The sequence below is a fragment of the Allobosea eneae genome, from assembly GCF_042657265.1.
Classification (GTDB): Bacteria; Pseudomonadota; Alphaproteobacteria; order Rhizobiales; family Beijerinckiaceae; genus Allobosea; species Allobosea eneae.
The window spans coordinates 46,418-61,913 of the sequence record NZ_JBHSLW010000018.1; the positions used below are offsets into that span (position 1 = coordinate 46,418).

Genomic DNA, 15,496 nt, shown 5'->3' on the forward strand with positions numbered 1-15,496 from the left:
GAGGGGCTCGAATTGTCGCCAGAAGGTCTGCCTGCGCTCGCCGCTCACTTGGCCGCGAGCAGGTCCTTGACCTGGAGCAGCACCAGCTCGTTGTCATCCGCCTTCTTCGGGTCGCGCGACGACGAGAACGGCAGGTTGTTGTCGTTGCCGACGACGATGATGCCGCCCGCGAGATCGACCACATCGACGTTCTCGATGGTGAAGAACGGGAAGGGCAGCACGCCGTCGATCGCGCCCTGCTTCGCCTTCTTGTCGGGATCGGCGATCTTCATCAGGTCGATATAGCCGGCCTTGCGCACGGGCTTGCCGACATTGGCGTCGGTCATCTCGATCTTCACGATGCGCTTGAACTTGGCGAGGTCGTGGAAGCAGTCCGGGCCCTTCTGGCCAGCGGCGCAGGCCTTGTCGGCGGTGCCCTCGCCATTGTCGCGCTCGATGATCAGCGCGGTGGTCGCATCGATCATATTGAAGTCGCCGATGGCGAGGCCCTTCTGCTCGAGCGGGAAGAACCAGGAGCGGCCGGTCCACTTCTCGGCCTGCACGTCGAATTCGAGGATGCGCAGCACTTCCTTGCCGTCGACCTCTTCATTGCCCTTGGTCTCGGCGTTCCAGAGCGGGCCTTCCAGCAGCGGGTAGAGGAAGCGGCCGTCCGGCGACTGCGCCATGCCCTCATAGCCCTTGGAGCGGCGGACGTTGAACTCGACGGGCAGGTTCGGCGCGCCGGGCGTGGTCACGGCGTAATGGTCGGGCGAGCGCGCCGGCTTGCCGTCGACCATGGTCTCGAACACGGCCTCGACCTTGCCGGTGGCGTCGACGCGGATCAGATAGGGACCGAACTCGTCGCCGATCCAGAACTTGCCGCCGATCGGCTGGATCGATTCCGGGTCGAAATCGGCGCCGGTCAGGTAGCGCTTCTCGGTGCCTTCATTGGCGATGCGGAACGGCACCTTCTTGTCGGGATCGTGCAAGAAGGTGGTCGCGGTGCGCTCGATCTTGCCGCCCTCGAAATCGGCCTTGAGGCGGTGGAAGAACAGCATCGCGTCCGGCGAGTTCGCCTTGGCGCCGAAGCCATTGTCGGTCAGCACCAGGAACTCGCCATTGCCGAGCGAACGGATGCCGGAGAAGCCCTGCACCGGCTGGCCGGCGAAGGGGGTGGAAAGACCCGTCGGGCGGCCGCCCGACAGACCCATCACCGTGCCGGCCTGCTCGATACGCTTGCCCGGCGTGGTGAACTTACCGGAGATCTTGAGGTCGGCCGGCGCATCGGCCGGGGCCGGGATGATGGTGTTGGCCGGCAGCAGCGCATGGCCGACCAGCTTGGCCGGGAACTCTTTCGGGGCTCCTTGCGGCGCATCCTGCGCGCCGGCGAGCATGGTGGACGACAGAAGCAGGGCGGCGGCAAGGCGCAGACGCATGGGACACTCCGTTGCGGAAGGGCGGGACGGCCCCGCTTCGCGCCCGCATCTTGCAGTCGCGCGACAGCGCCGTGACGCTTGCGTGACGGCGCTATCTGCCTTCCGCCTTGCGGATCGCCTCGTCGAGATCCTGCCATTCATGGCAACGCCCGCACAGCTTGGCGAGCTTCTCCAGATTGGCCTTCGCCGAGGCCATGTCGCCGGTTTCGATGAACCATTCGCCCTGATATTCCAGCGCCGGCAGATAGGTCGGATCACGCAGCAGCGCCGCGTCGTAGAATTGCTTCGAGACCGGATAGTTCTTCAGCTTGCGGTGCGCGAAGGCGATCCAGTTGAGCAGCGCTGGCGAATCCGGCTGGCTCTTGAGCAGGATCATCAGCTTGTCGATCGCCGGCTGATAGTTCTTCTCCTCGATCCAGCGCCGCGCCTGGCGATAATCCGGATCCTCGTCGAGATAGGTCCAGTCGGGGCCGACCGCCTGCGCGGTCCCGAGCGAGAGAAGCAGCGCCAGCAAGCTGCCGGCAAAACCGCTGCGCATCCCATCCTCCCTGCTTGCGGCCGAAACCAAAGCACGGCCCCGGCGTTTCCGCCAGCAGAGCACGGAGCTGCGACGTGACGACGACATTCAGGACGGACACCAAGGTGACCTGGCGCTGGGGCGGCCACAGGGCCCGGGGCCGCATCGAGGAGGTCTTCACCAAGCCGGTGAGCCGGACGATCAAGGGCACGCGAATCCGCCGCCGCGCCTCGGCCGACAAGCCCGCCTATCTGATCCGGCAGGATGACGGCGACCGGGTGCTGAAATCGCACAGCGAACTCGAGGAAGACGGATGAGCCTCACCCATGTCGACCTGACGCCGGCGCATCGCGTCGCCGAGAACGCCGGCAAGGGCCTGCGACGAAGGCTGCGACTGGGCGAAGCGGAAGATGGCGGAGATCGCCGGTCAGGATGAACGCAACCGGGTGTGAGGATCAGCCCGTAGCGCGGAACGGTCGCCCGAAGCTCGTCCCGCCATCGCCGGTCGAGACCTCGCCGACCCGGGCCAGCGAGACCAGTATCGCGCGCACCCCGGGCCTGACCCTGAGGCCCTGACGAAAGCGCAACGCGATCGCATCGGCGTCGAGCGGTACATGCGAGACCGCCAGGATCGCGAGAACGGCCGCCACCCGCTCGACCGGCTGCGCCGGGAACACCGGCTTGCCGCTGCTCGGGGCTGGCAGCGACAGCAGCTCGGCCGCCGCGATTTGCTCGCTGATGGCAGCCCCGCGCCCGAAGCGCGGCCTCTGATAGTCCGGCCGCAGCCAGCTGGTCGTTCCGCGCTCTTCCTCGCGGGCACGGTCGTGGTTGAGCGCGACCAGCAGGGCCAGGATGGCTTCATCGTCGGCGTTGGCCGCGAGGCCATAGGCGGCCGTGACCGCTGCATCGATCGCCTCGTGATGCTCGTTCAGGATCACCACCAGGCCGCGGTCGCGGATGTCGACTTCGGCGGGGGAAAGCGGTCTGCCGGCGAGGATCGCCTGGCGGACATTGTAGAGCTTGGTCAGCGTCAGGTCCGGATGTCGCTCCAGCACGTTCTTGCGCAGCGCGTCGAGCGCTTCGGCCGGTTCGCGGATGACCTGCTTCTGCGCCTCCGTGATCTCGGGGAAAGGAAAAGGATCAAAACAAAGCGACTTGGAATAGCGGGGCCGATCCTCGAGCGTCCCGCCCTGCTGGAGGCTCCAGGCAGTGTGCACACGCGACGACAGCACGCCGAGATGAAAGGCGTCCGACACCGCGACGGCGACCAGCATATTGTCCGGCAGGATGCCGGCATCGAGAAACTGGAAGACGCGATGCTTGGCGGTCTCGACGGTCGCGATATAGCGCTGCAGACGCGCAAGGGCAGGGCGCAACTCCTGACGTGGCTTTCCGAACAGCCACCAGTTGGCGAGATAGGAGCGGGCATCGGTCGTAGGCGAGCGCTCAAACTGGGTCCGGCGACCCTTCTCAACGGTCAGGCGCAAATGTTGATAGACCTCCGGAAATCGCTCGCGCACCTCGGCGGCGGAGAGCCCGAACAGGTCGATCGCCATAACGTCGCGTGAATGCGCGGTGAGGTCGCGACCATTGCGATAGCGGCGGATATGATCGTCGAGCCCTGGCCGCCTCCCGAGTCCGAGTGCTTCGGCCTCGGCTGGTGTGACGATGAAGCCCGCGCCGTGCAGCTTCACGCCCGGCGAGCATAGCCCTTCGTTCGCGAGCAGACGCGTGGTCCGGGTGACGTCGGCGCCGATGCTGAGATCGGAATTGATCACCCCTTGCCGCTCGCGCACTTTCACGCGCGGCTGGTCGGTGTCGAGCCCGGATTCCGCGATCACCTCGAGCAGCCGGCCCTCCTGACGACCGGCCTCCGCGACCGTCATCGCGATCCTGACCGCGGCCGTATCCTTGCCTGCCTTGGTCCAGGGATGATCGGCGATGGCGAGCAGTATCGAGATCGGCTTCTTCGCATTCAGATGCCGCTCGACCACGCGGCGCTGGAACAGCTGGATGATCGAATTGGTGGTGACGAAGCCGAAGCGCCGTAGCTTTGTCCCGGGCATGACGAGCAATTCGGCCGCCCGGTCCCACCAGTACATGACGAGGTCCGCGCTCTCGTTCATCTGCGGATAGGCGGCGCGCAGCGCCCCGACATAGCCGTCCCCCAGTCGGCCACGCAGGTCCTTGCCGCCAACAAAAGGCGGGTTGCCGACGATGAACTCGACCTCTGGCCAGTCCGGCCGGCGCGGATTGCGCGGCGTGATCTCGCGCCCGCCTTCGACGAGCGGCACAGGCCAGTCGTCCCAGAGGAGCAGGGCGTCGCCGGGCACGATCTGGGTCAGCTCTTCCAGAATCGGCTCGCGCGGCGCGAAGGCGCGCGTGCGCAGATGCCATTGCAGATAGCCGATCCAGAGCATCAGGTCGGCGATCGCGACAGCCCTGCGATTGGCGTCGATGCCGAAGAATAGCCAGGGGCCGACGCCGCGTGCCCCGAAGCCGCCGAGTTGCTCGGCTGCCCCGAGCTCGGCGGCGACCTCCAGCACCTCGCCCTCCAGCCGCTTCATCAGATCCTGGGCGACATGCAGGAAGTTGCCGGTCCCACAGGCCGGATCGAGCACGCGCGTCTTGCCGAGCCGGCTATGGAAATCTTCGACCAGCGCCAGCGCGTTCTTGAGACTGCCGCCGTCGCGCGCCTGCTGCGCCGCCGCGAGGACATTGCGCCAGTCGTCGCGCAGCGGCGCTATGACCGTCTCCACCACCAACCGCTCGACATAGGCGCGCGGCGTATAATGCGCCCCGAGCCTGGCGCGCTCGGCCGGCTCCAGCGCCTGTTCGAGCAAGGTGCCGAAGATGGCGGGATCGACCACGCTCCAGTCATGCTCGGCCGCCGCCAGCAGTTCGGCGACGCCGTCCCGGCCCAGCGCGAACACCTGCGGCTCGGCGAACATGCGGCCATTGAAGCGCTTCAGCTCGGACCGGATGGCAGACGAGTAGCCGCCGAGATCCATGGTGCGCCAGAGATCCTCGACCAGCGGCTTGAAGCTTTTCGGCGCCTCCAGGCACTCGCGCAGCAGCCGCTTGAAGCTGTCGGCCGGGATCAGGCGGACATCCTCTGCGAACATGGTGAAGACGCAGCGCATCAGAAACAATGCGACATCTTCCGGATCGTAGCGCCGCTCCAGTGCCTTCGAAACGAGTGCGAGGCGCTGGGCGATCTGGCGCGTAGCGGAGGCTGCCTGGCGGGAGGGGTCGAGCGAGAGCGGATCGCTCCAGATGCGAGCGATCCAGGCCCGGGTGGCGGGGTCGCGCAGGTCCTCGAGATAAACCCGGAACCGGTGCCTGTCCGGGAACTGGGCGTAGTTCTTCCCCTGCCCGGAGAAGTCCGCATAGAACTCGAAGCAGTGGCCGACATCGCACAGGATGATGAAGGGCGGCCAGCCATGCGAGGCGGGCAAAGCGCGGCAATACTGTTCCGCCTGGCGCTTGGCGTTCAGCATCATCACGTCGAGGCCGCGATCGGCGCCGCGTCGTCCGCGTGGCACGCCAGTCCGCTCGTGGTCCGTATCGCCTGCCGGCAGGATTTCCTTGGCTTGGCCTTTTAGCCGTAGCTGCTTGGCCTCCATGGCGAAGCAGCTCTTCCGGTAGAGGTCGATCCGGCCGGTAGTCGCTGAACCGTCCGGTCCGAATTGCCGGACGGGATACTCGAAGCGATAGGCCACCGCCTCGGCGTCGCTGGTCGGCGGCTGCGGGCGCTCGATCCGCAACAGCTCGCAGAACTCGCTGATGAACATTGGAAACGAGGCCCGCTCGGCCCCCTCAGATATGCGCCAGCGCGCGATGAAGGCGTCGACCTCCTCCGCATCCGGCGCGACCCCGCCCCCCAGCATGGCCGCCGCTCCTGATTGTATTTTTTGAGCAGATGCAAGTAAGAGTTGATAATCTGCCCCCTGTCAACTCCTGTCACCAACACGTCGCCTTGCGCGCTGCCCCCCCTCGCATCCGCCGCAAATCGCGCCCATATTGCGCTCATGCCAAAGACCCCCGATGCGACCGCGGCGAAGCCCAAATCCGCCGCGAAGAAGTCCGCCGCGACCCGCACGCCGAACTCGAAGGCGAGCAAGCCCGAGCTCAAGCCGCTCGACGGCTATCTCGCCGACCTGCTCAACCCGGCGATCAACCGCGGCAAGGCGGTGCCGGGCGGCGCGGCCGGCTTCAGCGATGCGCCGCAGGCCGGCTATGAGCCGCGGCCGGGCGATGCCGGCGAGGCGAAGCCGCGCAAGCTTTCGAAGAAGGCCGACTCCGCCTTCGACCCCGACAGCGACAGCGCGGCATCGCTGACGGCGAAGTCGCTGCAGGCGCTGCTGGAGACGGGCAGCCCGTTCATCTCGCCCGGCAAGCCCTGGACACCGCACCGGCCGGAGCGCCCCGAGAAGTCGGAAGGCGGCATCCGCTTCAAGATGAAGAGCGATTTCTCCCCATCGGGCGACCAGCCGACCGCGATCGCCGATCTCGTCGACGGCGTCCGCCGGCAGGAGCGCGACCAGGTGCTGCTCGGCGTCACCGGCTCGGGCAAGACCTTCACCATGGCCAAGGTGATCGAGGAGACGCAGCGCCCGGCGCTGATCCTCGCCCCGAACAAGACATTGGCCGCCCAATTGTACGGGGAATTCAAAAGCTTCTTCCCCGACAACGCGGTCGAGTACTTCGTCTCCTATTACGACTATTACCAGCCGGAGGCCTACGTCCCGCGCTCGGACACCTATATCGAGAAGGAATCCTCGATCAACGAGCAGATCGACCGCATGCGCCATTCGGCGACGCGCTCGCTGCTGGAGCGCGACGACGTCATCATCGTCGCCTCGGTCTCCTGCATCTACGGTATCGGCTCGGTCGAGACCTATACGGCGATGACCTTCTCGCTGAAGCTCGGCGAGCGCATCGAGCAGCGCCAGCTGATCGCCGACCTCGTCGCGCTGCAGTACAAGCGCACCCAGCACGATTTTTCGCGCGGCTCCTTCCGCGTCCGCGGCGACACGGTCGAGCTCTTCCCGGCCCACTATGAGGACCGGGCCTGGCGCATCGGTCTGTTCGGCGACGAGGTCGAATCGATCTCCGAGTTCGACCCGCTCACCGGCCAGAAGACCGGCGAGCTCGAATTCATCAAGGTCTACGGCAATTCGCACTACACCACGCCGCGGCCGACGCTGAACCAGGCGGTCAAGTCGATCAAGGAGGAGCTCAAGGCCCGGCTCGACGAGCTCAACCGCATGGGCCGCTATCTCGAGGCGCAGCGGCTCGACCAGCGCTGCACCTTCGACATCGAGATGATCGAGGCGACCGGTTCCTGCAACGGCATCGAGAACTATTCGCGCTATCTCACCGGCCGCAAGCCGGGCGAGCCGCCGCCGACCCTGTTCGAGTACCTGCCCGACAACGCCCTCGTCTTCACCGATGAGAGCCATGTCACGGTGCCGCAGATCGGCGCCATGTACAAAGGCGACTTCCGCCGCAAGGCGACGCTGGCCGAATACGGCTTCCGCCTGCCCTCCTGCATGGACAACCGGCCGCTGCGCTTCGAGGAATGGGACGCGATGCGCCCGTCCTCGATCCATGTCTCGGCCACGCCCGGCGGCTGGGAGATGGAGCAGACCGGCGGCGTCTTCACCGAGCAGGTCATCCGCCCGACCGGGCTGATCGATCCGCCGGTCGAGATCCGGCCGGCCAAGCACCAGGTCGCCGACCTCCTGGACGAGGTCAAGGAGGTCACGGAGAAGGGCTACCGCACCCTCGTCACCGTGCTGACCAAGCGCATGGCCGAAGACCTGACCGAATACCTGCACGAGAACGGCGTGCGCGTGCGCTACATGCACTCCGACATCGACACGATCGAGCGCATCGAGATCCTGCGCGATCTGCGCCTCGGCACCTTCGACGTGCTGGTCGGCATCAACCTGCTGCGCGAGGGCCTCGACATCCCCGAATGCGGCTTCGTCGCCATTCTCGACGCCGACAAGGAGGGCTTCCTGCGCTCCGAGACCTCGCTGATCCAGACCATCGGCCGCGCCGCGCGCAATGTCGACGGCAAGGTCGTGCTCTATGCCGACCACGTCACCGGCTCGATGGAGCGGGCGATGGCCGAGACCAATCGCCGCCGCGAGAAGCAGCTCGCCTATAACGAGGAACACGGCATCACGCCACAGACGATCAAGCGCGCCATCGGCGACATCCTCGGCTCGGTCTATGAGCGGGACCATGTCACCGTCGATAAGGGCCTGATCGAGGGGCCGGTCGCCGGCCACAACCTCAAGGCCGCGATCGCCGATCTCGAAAAGCGCATGCGCGAGGCCGCTGCCGACCTCGAATTCGAGACCGCCGCCCGCCTGCGCGACGAGATCAAGCGCCTGCAGGCGACCGAGCTCGCCATCGCCGACGACCCGCTCGCGCGGCAGAGCGAGGTCGAGGGCAGCGCCGGCAAATACCAGGGCGAGCGGTCTTACGGAGCTAGCGCCAATCTCCCGACCCGCGCCCGCAAGCCGACCGACGCCGACATGGGCCCGCATAACTGGGGCGGCGGCGAGGGGAAGCCCAAGTCGAGCGTGGCGCGTCCGAGGAAGCCGACGCTAGACGAGATGGGCCCGGTGCTGGAGTCGCGGCCGAAGGGGGCGGGGGAGCGTGGGAGACGGAGGGGGCGGCGGTGAGAATTATCCTTCGTAACTACCGCCCGTCCTCAGCAATTTCGTGTCGCAGTTTGCTCAGAAAATACTGGAAGCTCTCGGATTGATTTCGACCAAGATCAATTTGCGTTCCTATTTGACCGGCCCATATGGCCTTTTGTTTTCCAATTTCAGAAAAGTGAAGCTTCTTTAGCTGTCGAGAGCCACCAGGATAAATGGCGTCAGCTAGCTTTTCCCAAGTTCCACATATACTGTCATATGCATAACTAGCTAATACAGCGCTATTCGCTCGTGGGTAAGCCGCCAGGACGGCGTCTCGATCCCCGAGAAGCCAAGCTTCTCCCTCTTCGATTGCTAGGCAGACATAGTAGAACGGTGAAGGTTGGCTTGCATCGATTGCAGCTCGAATTTCGGTTAGGAATTTTTTCTTATCGCGGGTATCAAGGTCGCATACTACAATAACGACCCGCTTGTACTCGGGAGGGTCGTTAGCAAATGCCCTCCCGTATCCCGCAGCTAGGCGTGGTATCTGATCCAGCAATATCCTCTTTTTGGCATCACTGCCCGGGCGTAGCCCGGGAGGTATCCTTCCGATGCCGCGATAAGATTTTACTCGATGGGTAAATTCTCCATCGATCTTTGACAGAATTGCTTCAATGGCAATCTTGCCGGACGAATCTTCCACGAGTAATTCGAAATGTATCATTTTAGTCTAGGTATTCGCTGTACCAAAGGCTTCCGAGAGGTATTCCCTCCGCTACCATCCCTTTAATTAGCTCATTTGAGCTCGCCCTCTTCACCGTAGACAGGCCGTCATTGCCCTTTTCCATGAGCCAAACTTCTTCTGGTCTCAAGGCATCAACAAAATATGGTTGATGGGTTGTGACAAATATCTGGGACGTATTTCTCCGGCCAGTCGCATGAGAGCGGAACTCGGCGGCCAATGATTCAAGTAATTTATGATAAAGACCATTTTCAGGCTCTTCGATACAGAGAAATGGCGGAGGATCTGGGTCTTCTAGTAGAAGTAGATAAGCAAATATCTTTAACGTTCCATCTGACATTTGTTGGGCAAAGAAAGGATCAGAAAATCCTTTATCGTTAAAGCGTAATAGCAGTCGTCCGTCCTCAGTTCTATGCGTTTCAATCTTAGATATTCCCGGGATTTTATTAGATATTCTACTTAGGATGTCGCGAAACAATTTGGGATGCTCGCGTTCAAGAAATTGCACAACGTTACCAAGATTGTCACCGTGGACGTTTAAGTGACGTTGAGGTCCTGCCATAGGCAAGCCTCGGGCGGCGTCAGGGGTAAAATAGCTTAGATGCCAACCTTCAATAAATCGACGGAAAGCTGCAATTCGGGGGTGCTGCTTCAACGATCCCAGAGTCGATATTCCGAGTCGCCGAATGTCGTCGAGTTCGACAACTTCAGTTTCAGCAGTCTCCTCACGACTCTCCGATCTCGCTACTAAGCTGAGCAAATCATCAATATCGATGTCTCGATTCTCTTCCTTAAGTCCCTCCTCTTCCCCTTTCCAAGCCACTCCTCTGCCCGCGTTCAAAATTAGAAAGGAAAAAGGCCAGCCAGTCGGCGCTCCTTTTCTTCTCTGTCGCAATCTCTCTCTCGATACGTATGGTCGACCATAATGATCTAGATCAATAGCCACTTCGTAAGTAATAGGTCTAGAATTTATGTCCTCTTTATAGTAAATATCAAACTCAATAGGTTCTTTTACACCTTGGGTTCTAATGCGCTCAAACCCACCCCTTCCATGTTGATCGCAAGCCTCTTCAACACCCAGCCGTAGGCAGTCGGAGAGAAATCCGAAAGCATCAAAGAGAGTGCTCTTTCCCACCCCGTTCTTGCCAATGACCGCTGTGAGGGGAGTCAACGGCTCTTGATCACGCAAATTCCAAAGCCGGCCGAGGGTGACATCCTTAAGAGCCCTGTAATTTCTGACTCGAAACCCCTCAATTCGTGCCACAGTCAACCTCGGTTTTTCGGTCCACATTATTCCGATCGCAGAATAGCCATTCGGCTCGGACTGCCAAGTGCGGCGTTCACTCGAGTATCAATTCCTCAATTCCGTGAGAGCGGCCGGCTCGCTTTGAGAGAGGAGACAGCCTTCGGCGTTCCCGTATCCTACAGGGACAGGCCGTAGACTTATCCCCGCCCTCCCAACCGCCCGTACAATGCCGCGCATCCCATCCCCGAGGGGCGGCCGACCGGAGGCATGTCGTTTGGCGGGGTGGGTGCGGCGCCTGCGGCCGGGCTTGCAACCCGGTCCCGGGAGGCTTCGGGAACCGACCTGGGGACACTACGATCCCTGCGCGAGGAGCTCGCTAGACCGCGCCGGCTCACACCGGCGTGACAGAAGCGCGGCCCGGAGTTTTCAAATCGCCGCCAGGCGGAGCGCCACGGGGCGTGCGGATGGTGGCTCAATCCATCCGCGCCGCTTCCTGGCTCAATGGAAGCGGATCACAAAACCAGCGCCTCGCGGCGCTCCGCTGCCCCTCATAGGCGACAACGCCCGCAGGATCAGCCTGCGGGCGGGGATGGCGTTTGCGCTCTTCCTTCTCCCCTCGGGGGAGAAGGTGGCAGCGCGAAGCGCTGACGGATGAGGGAAGTCCAGCACGACGCTGGGCGTCTCACCCAGTCGTCCCGCCCTCATCCCCTGCCGGACCTTCTCCCCCGAGGGGAGAAGGGGCTCAACTGGAGGCCCTCGTGTCCCGCAGTGCTACCTCAGCCCTTCCCGAGCCGGACACCGCTTTCCGCGTCGAAGACATGGACCTTGTCGGGGTCGACGCTGATCCAGAGCCTGCCGGCCTGGGCCGCGACCTCGCCGGTCGCCGCCTGCATGACGAAGGGTTTTCCGGCGAGCTGGCCGTGGAAGAGCTGGGTCGCCCCGAGTTCCTCGATGAACTCGACGTCGAAGGGCAGCGAACCGGCCGCACCTTCCGAGGCGATCTCGATGTCCTCGGGCCGCAAGCCGACCTCGACCGCGGTGCCGCTGGCCAGGTCCTCGCGCAAATCGCGCGCCTGCAGCAGGGCATCGCCGAGCGCGATGATGCCGTGCCCATCGAGCTTGGCCGGCAGCAGGTTCATCGGCGGCGAGCCGATGAAGGTGGCGACGAAGCGGCTCGCCGGTTTGCGGTAGACCTCGGCCGGCACGCCGATCTGCTCGACCTGGCCGCCATTCATCACCACCAGCTTGTCGGAGAGCGTCATCGCCTCGACCTGGTCGTGGGTGACGTAGATCGCGGTGACGCCCAGCGCCCGCTGCAGCTTCTTGATCTCGACGCGCATCTGCACGCGCAGCTTGGCGTCGAGATTGGAGAGCGGCTCGTCGAACAGGAAGACCTGCGGCTTGCGCACGATGGCGCGGCCCATGGCGACGCGCTGGCGCTGGCCGCCGGAGAGCTGGCGCGGGCGGCGCTGCAGGAACGGCTCGATCGCGAGGATGCGCGCCGCTTCCTGCACGCGCTTGTCGATCTCGTCCTTGGGTGTGCCGCGATTGCGCAGGCCATAGGCCATGTTGTCGTAGACGCTCATATGCGGGTAGAGCGCGTAATTCTGGAAGACCATGGCGATGTCGCGGTCGGCCGGCTCGACCTGGTTGACGACTCGGGCGCCGATCGCGACCTCGCCGGCCGAGATCGTCTCCAGCCCGGCGACCATGCGCAGCAAGGTCGACTTGCCGCAGCCGGAGGGGCCGACGAGGACGCAGAAGCCGCCATCGGGGATGTCGAAGGAGACGCCCTTCACCGCCTCGACGCCGCCGGCATAGATCTTCTTGACGTTGTTGAGCGTGACCTGAGCCATTGGCGGGCTACTTCTCTGTCTCGACGAGGCCCTTCACGAAGAGCCTCTGCATGGCGATGACGACGAAGACCGGGGGCAGCATGGCAAGCATGGCGGTGGCCATGGCGAGCTGCCATTCGGTCAGGGCGTCGGAGGTGGTGATCATCTTGCGGATGCCGATCACGATGGTCTGCATCGAGTCTTTGGTCGTGATCAGCAGCGGCCAGAGATACTGGTTCCAGCCATAGATGAACTGGATGACGAACAGCGCCGCGATCGTCGTCAGCGAGAGCGGCAGCACCGTGTCCTTGAAGAACTTGAACGGGCCGGCGCCGTCGATCTTCGAGGCCTCCAGCAGCTCGTCCGGAATGGTCATGAAGAACTGCCGGAACAGCAGGGTCCCGGTCGCCGAGGCGATCAGCGGCACGGCGAGGCCCTGATAGCTGTCGAGCATGCCGAGGTCGGAGACGATCTTGAAGGTCGGGAAGATGCGGACCTCGACCGGGAGCATCAGCGTGACGAAGATGATCCAGAACGCCGCCATCCGGAACGGGAAGCGGTAATAGACGATGGCGTAGGCCGAGAGCACCGAGATGAAGATCTTCCCGATCGCGATGGTCATCGCCATCACGAAGGAGTTCAGCATCATGCTCGCCACCGGCTCGCGGGTCGAGCCGGAGGTGCCGACGAAGAGGATGCGGTAGTAGTTGTCGAAGAAGTGCGGCCCGGGATAGAGCGGCAACTGTCCGTTGATGATGGTGGCGTTGTCCCAGGTCGAGGCGACGAAGGTCAGCCAGACCGGGAAGGCGACGATCAGCACGCCGATCGTCAGGATGACATAGGCGATCGCATCGCCCAGGCGGCGGTCCTCGACCATCAGCCCTGCCCTCCCCGCTCGCTCAACAGTTTCGCCAGCGCATCCGCCGAAGCGTCGAGGAAGGCCTTGCCCTTCTGCGCCGTCGCCTTGCGGGCGTCGCCGATCACGCCGGTCTGCGTCATCTCGCGGAAAGGCCGGTAGCGACCGACGGTCGGGCGGGTCAGCGCGGTCAGGTCGGCATCGAGCATGCCGAACGCTTCCGGCAAGCGATCCTGCCGGACCGTCTCCGGCGCCAGCACCATCATCATCGAGGTCTCGACCTCGCAGGCGTGCAGCACGCTGACCTGGTCGTCCATGAACGGCGCCATCGCCTCCTGTGCCAGCAGGAAATAGGTGGTGGCGCGGATCTGGAGCGAGGTCTCCCTGGCGAAGTCCGGCAGGAAGGCGGCGAGCGCGGCGATGTTGCCGCCATGGCCGTTGACGATGACGACGCGGTGGAAGCCGTGGCGCTCGAGGCTCTTCAGCAGAGCGAGCAGCACGGCGCGATAGGTCGGGATGTCGAAGGTGAAGGTGCCGCCGAAGGCCATGTGATGCTCGGCCATGCCGCACCATAAGGTCGGCGCGACGACGACCTCGACCCCTTCGGCCCGCTCGGCTGCGAGCTTGCAGACGCCGCTGCACAGAATGGTGTCGACGCCAACCGGCAGATGCGGGCCGTGCTGCTCCATCGAGGCGACCGGCATCACGACGACGGCGTCGCGTGCCGCCTTCTCGCGCAATTCCTCGGCGGTGAGATCCTGCCAGAGCACCGAGGTCATGGCCGCGCCTTCAGCATCGGGATGAAAAAGAGCTCCGCCAAAGCCTGCGCCACCCAGGGCGCCCGCGCGGCGGCCTCGCCCTCGTTGATCGAGATCATCGGCGTATAGCTCAGCACCTTGTAGTGCCCGTCCTTGCGCATCTCGAACAGCGAGCCGGCGGTCAAGGAGCGCAGGACGAGAGTGAGGTCGCGATTCTTCAGGCTGCCTGTCGGCGGCGATATGCCGAAGCGGACATGGATGATGCTGAAGATGTCGAGCCCCTCCTCCGAGGCGCGGCGGTCGAGCGTCACGTCGTCGGATGGCGTCGGCACCGCGACGAAGGCGATCTTCGCCGCCTCGGCCTGCTTGCGCATCTCGCCGATCAGCAGCTTGCAGATGCGGTCGGCCCAGGCCAGCTCCGTACCCGGGCCGCAATTCAGCACGATGCCCTGCCAGGCGTCGATCACCCGGCCCTGCGCCGAGACCGGAGCCGGCGCGAGGCAGAGGGTTGCGAGCGCTGCCAAGCCGAGGCGGCGACCCCACCGCATCAGTAGTTCACCTTCCGCTCGATGAAGCGGAATTGGAAGGCGGTCATGGCGATGACCATGGCGAGCAGGATCACCGACTGCGCCGCCGAGCCGCCGAGATTGGTGCCGCCCTTGCCGTCGGAATAGACCTTGTAGACCAGCGTTTCGGTCGCGCCCGAGGGGCCGCCGCCGCTGACGGTGTCGATGATGCCGAAGGTGTCGAAGAAGACGTAGACGAGGTTGACGACCAGCAGGAAGAAGGTCGTCGGCGAGAGCAGCGGGAAGACGATGGTCCAGAAGCGCCGCATCGGCCGGGCGCCGTCGATCACCGCCGCCTCGATCACGCTCCTCGGGATCGACTGCAGGCCGGCGAGGAAGAACAGGAAGTTGTAGGAGATCTGCTTCCAGGTCGCCGCCAGGATCACCAGCGTCATCGCGTCATTGCCGTTGAGGCGCGGATTCCAGTTGACCCCCAGCGACTGCAGGCCGCGGGCAAGCATGCCGAGCGACGGGTCGAACATGAAGATCCAGAGCACGCCGGCGATCGCGGGTGCGACGGCATAGGGCCAGATCAGCAGCGTCTTGTAGATCTCGGCGCCCCGGATGGCGCGATCCGCCATGACCGCGAAGAGCAGCGCCAGCGAGAGCGATAGCAGCGCGACGAAGACCGAGAAGATGCCGGTGTTGATCAGCGCCTTGTAGTATTCCGGCTTCGAGAACAGGTCGCGATAGTTCTCGAACCAGACGAATTCCGTAGAGATGCCAAAGGCGTCCTGGAGCAGGAAGCTCTGCCAGACCGCCTGGCTCGCCGGCCAGTAGAAAAAAACGACCGTGATCGCGAGCTGCGGCAGGAGCAGCAGCAGCGGGATCGTCAGCCCGTTGAAGTGAGCGTATTTCTGCATCGGCGGCCAAAGCGGGAAAGGCCGGAGCTCTCGGCTCCG

General features: G+C 63.9%; 13 protein-coding genes. 3 read left to right on the top strand and 10 right to left on the bottom strand.

Annotation, left to right across the window (positions count from 1 at the left end):
• Nucleotides 1-44: 44 nt before the first annotated feature.
• Both ACFPOB_RS13205 and ACFPOB_RS13210 read right to left on the bottom strand, forming a co-directional pair.
• Nucleotides 45-1,415 carry an esterase-like activity of phytase family protein gene (locus ACFPOB_RS13205; RefSeq protein WP_377798929.1) on the bottom strand — a complete coding sequence of 457 codons (1,371 nt, stop codon included), beginning with the start codon at nt 1,413-1,415 and terminating at the stop codon, nt 45-47.
• Between the two features lie 91 nt (nt 1,416-1,506).
• The gene (locus ACFPOB_RS13210; protein WP_377798930.1) at nt 1,507-1,953 is read right to left on the bottom strand and encodes a tetratricopeptide repeat protein; all 447 of its coding nucleotides are present in this window, start codon (nt 1,951-1,953) and stop codon (nt 1,507-1,509) included.
• 74 nt (nt 1,954-2,027) lie between these two features.
• Here ACFPOB_RS13210 and ACFPOB_RS13215 point away from each other — a divergent pair, with 74 nt between their 5' ends.
• Together ACFPOB_RS13215 and ACFPOB_RS13220 are read left to right on the top strand one after the other, a co-directional pair.
• Entirely contained in the window at nt 2,028-2,249 is a 222-nt protein-coding gene (locus ACFPOB_RS13215) for a hypervirulence associated TUDOR domain-containing protein (protein ID WP_377798931.1), read from the top strand.
• Nucleotides 2,246-2,368, top strand: coding sequence for a hypothetical protein (locus ACFPOB_RS13220; RefSeq protein WP_377798932.1), 123 nt, complete (start codon nt 2,246-2,248; stop codon nt 2,366-2,368). Before ACFPOB_RS13215 ends, ACFPOB_RS13220 begins: the two co-directional genes overlap by 4 nt.
• A 19-nt stretch (nt 2,369-2,387) precedes the next feature.
• Here ACFPOB_RS13220 and ACFPOB_RS13225 read toward each other — a convergent pair whose 3' ends face one another.
• Complete coding sequence (locus tag ACFPOB_RS13225; RefSeq protein ID WP_377798933.1) at nt 2,388-5,822, bottom strand: class I SAM-dependent DNA methyltransferase; 3,435 nt, start codon at nt 5,820-5,822, stop codon at nt 2,388-2,390.
• A gap of 141 nt (nt 5,823-5,963) precedes the next feature.
• Between ACFPOB_RS13225 and uvrB the strand changes: the two genes are divergently transcribed.
• Nucleotides 5,964-8,633 (top strand): excinuclease ABC subunit UvrB, encoded by a 2,670-nt coding sequence (gene uvrB, locus ACFPOB_RS13230; protein ID WP_377798934.1) that lies wholly within the window; start codon nt 5,964-5,966, stop codon nt 8,631-8,633.
• A gap of 16 nt (nt 8,634-8,649) precedes the next feature.
• Here the strand turns inward: uvrB and ACFPOB_RS13235 are convergent, their stop codons facing one another.
• The 7 genes from ACFPOB_RS13235 to ugpA form a co-directional block, all read right to left on the bottom strand.
• Nucleotides 8,650-9,294, bottom strand: coding sequence for a hypothetical protein (locus ACFPOB_RS13235; RefSeq protein WP_377798935.1), 645 nt, complete (start codon nt 9,292-9,294; stop codon nt 8,650-8,652).
• 22 nt (nt 9,295-9,316) lie between these two features.
• Entirely contained in the window at nt 9,317-10,522 is a 1,206-nt protein-coding gene (locus ACFPOB_RS13240) for an AAA family ATPase (RefSeq protein ID WP_377798936.1), read from the bottom strand.
• A gap of 833 nt (nt 10,523-11,355) precedes the next feature.
• Nucleotides 11,356-12,435, bottom strand: coding sequence for a sn-glycerol-3-phosphate import ATP-binding protein UgpC (locus ACFPOB_RS13245; protein WP_377798937.1), 1,080 nt, complete (start codon nt 12,433-12,435; stop codon nt 11,356-11,358).
• A 7-nt stretch (nt 12,436-12,442) separates the two neighbouring features.
• Nucleotides 12,443-13,291, bottom strand: a complete 849-nt coding sequence (gene ugpE / locus ACFPOB_RS13250) for a sn-glycerol-3-phosphate ABC transporter permease UgpE (protein ID WP_377798938.1) — start codon at nt 13,289-13,291, stop codon at nt 12,443-12,445.
• Entirely contained in the window at nt 13,291-14,049 is a 759-nt protein-coding gene (locus ACFPOB_RS13255) for a creatininase family protein (RefSeq protein WP_377798939.1), read from the bottom strand. The genes ugpE and ACFPOB_RS13255 overlap by 1 nt, the downstream gene beginning before the upstream one ends.
• On the bottom strand, nt 14,046-14,576 hold the full coding sequence (locus ACFPOB_RS13260) for a hypothetical protein (RefSeq protein WP_377798940.1): 531 nt from the start codon (nt 14,574-14,576) through the stop codon (nt 14,046-14,048). The genes ACFPOB_RS13255 and ACFPOB_RS13260 overlap by 4 nt, the downstream gene beginning before the upstream one ends.
• Complete coding sequence (gene ugpA / locus ACFPOB_RS13265; protein ID WP_377798941.1) at nt 14,576-15,457, bottom strand: sn-glycerol-3-phosphate ABC transporter permease UgpA; 882 nt, start codon at nt 15,455-15,457, stop codon at nt 14,576-14,578. Before ugpA ends, ACFPOB_RS13260 begins: the two co-directional genes overlap by 1 nt.
• Between the last annotated feature and the right edge of the window lie 39 nt (nt 15,458-15,496).

Bases quoted from the DNA above. Each gene is read 5' to 3' on its own strand.
- ACFPOB_RS13205 (WP_377798929.1), bottom strand. From the start codon at position 1,415: ATGCGTCTGCGCCTTGCCGCCGCCCTGCTTCTGTCGTCCACCATGCTC.
- ACFPOB_RS13210 (WP_377798930.1), bottom strand. From the start codon at position 1,953: ATGCGCAGCGGTTTTGCCGGCAGCTTGCTGGCGCTGCTTCTCTCGCTC.
- ACFPOB_RS13220 (WP_377798932.1), top strand. From the start codon at position 2,246: ATGAGCCTCACCCATGTCGACCTGACGCCGGCGCATCGCGTCGCCGAG.
- ACFPOB_RS13225 (WP_377798933.1), bottom strand. From the start codon at position 5,822: ATGCTGGGGGGCGGGGTCGCGCCGGATGCGGAGGAGGTCGACGCCTTC.
- uvrB (WP_377798934.1), top strand. From the start codon at position 5,964: ATGCCAAAGACCCCCGATGCGACCGCGGCGAAGCCCAAATCCGCCGCG.
- ACFPOB_RS13245 (WP_377798937.1), bottom strand. From the start codon at position 12,435: ATGGCTCAGGTCACGCTCAACAACGTCAAGAAGATCTATGCCGGCGGC.
- ugpE (WP_377798938.1), bottom strand. From the start codon at position 13,291: ATGGTCGAGGACCGCCGCCTGGGCGATGCGATCGCCTATGTCATCCTG.
- ACFPOB_RS13255 (WP_377798939.1), bottom strand. From the start codon at position 14,049: ATGACCTCGGTGCTCTGGCAGGATCTCACCGCCGAGGAATTGCGCGAG.
- ACFPOB_RS13260 (WP_377798940.1), bottom strand. From the start codon at position 14,576: ATGCGGTGGGGTCGCCGCCTCGGCTTGGCAGCGCTCGCAACCCTCTGC.
- ugpA (WP_377798941.1), bottom strand. From the start codon at position 15,457: ATGCAGAAATACGCTCACTTCAACGGGCTGACGATCCCGCTGCTGCTG.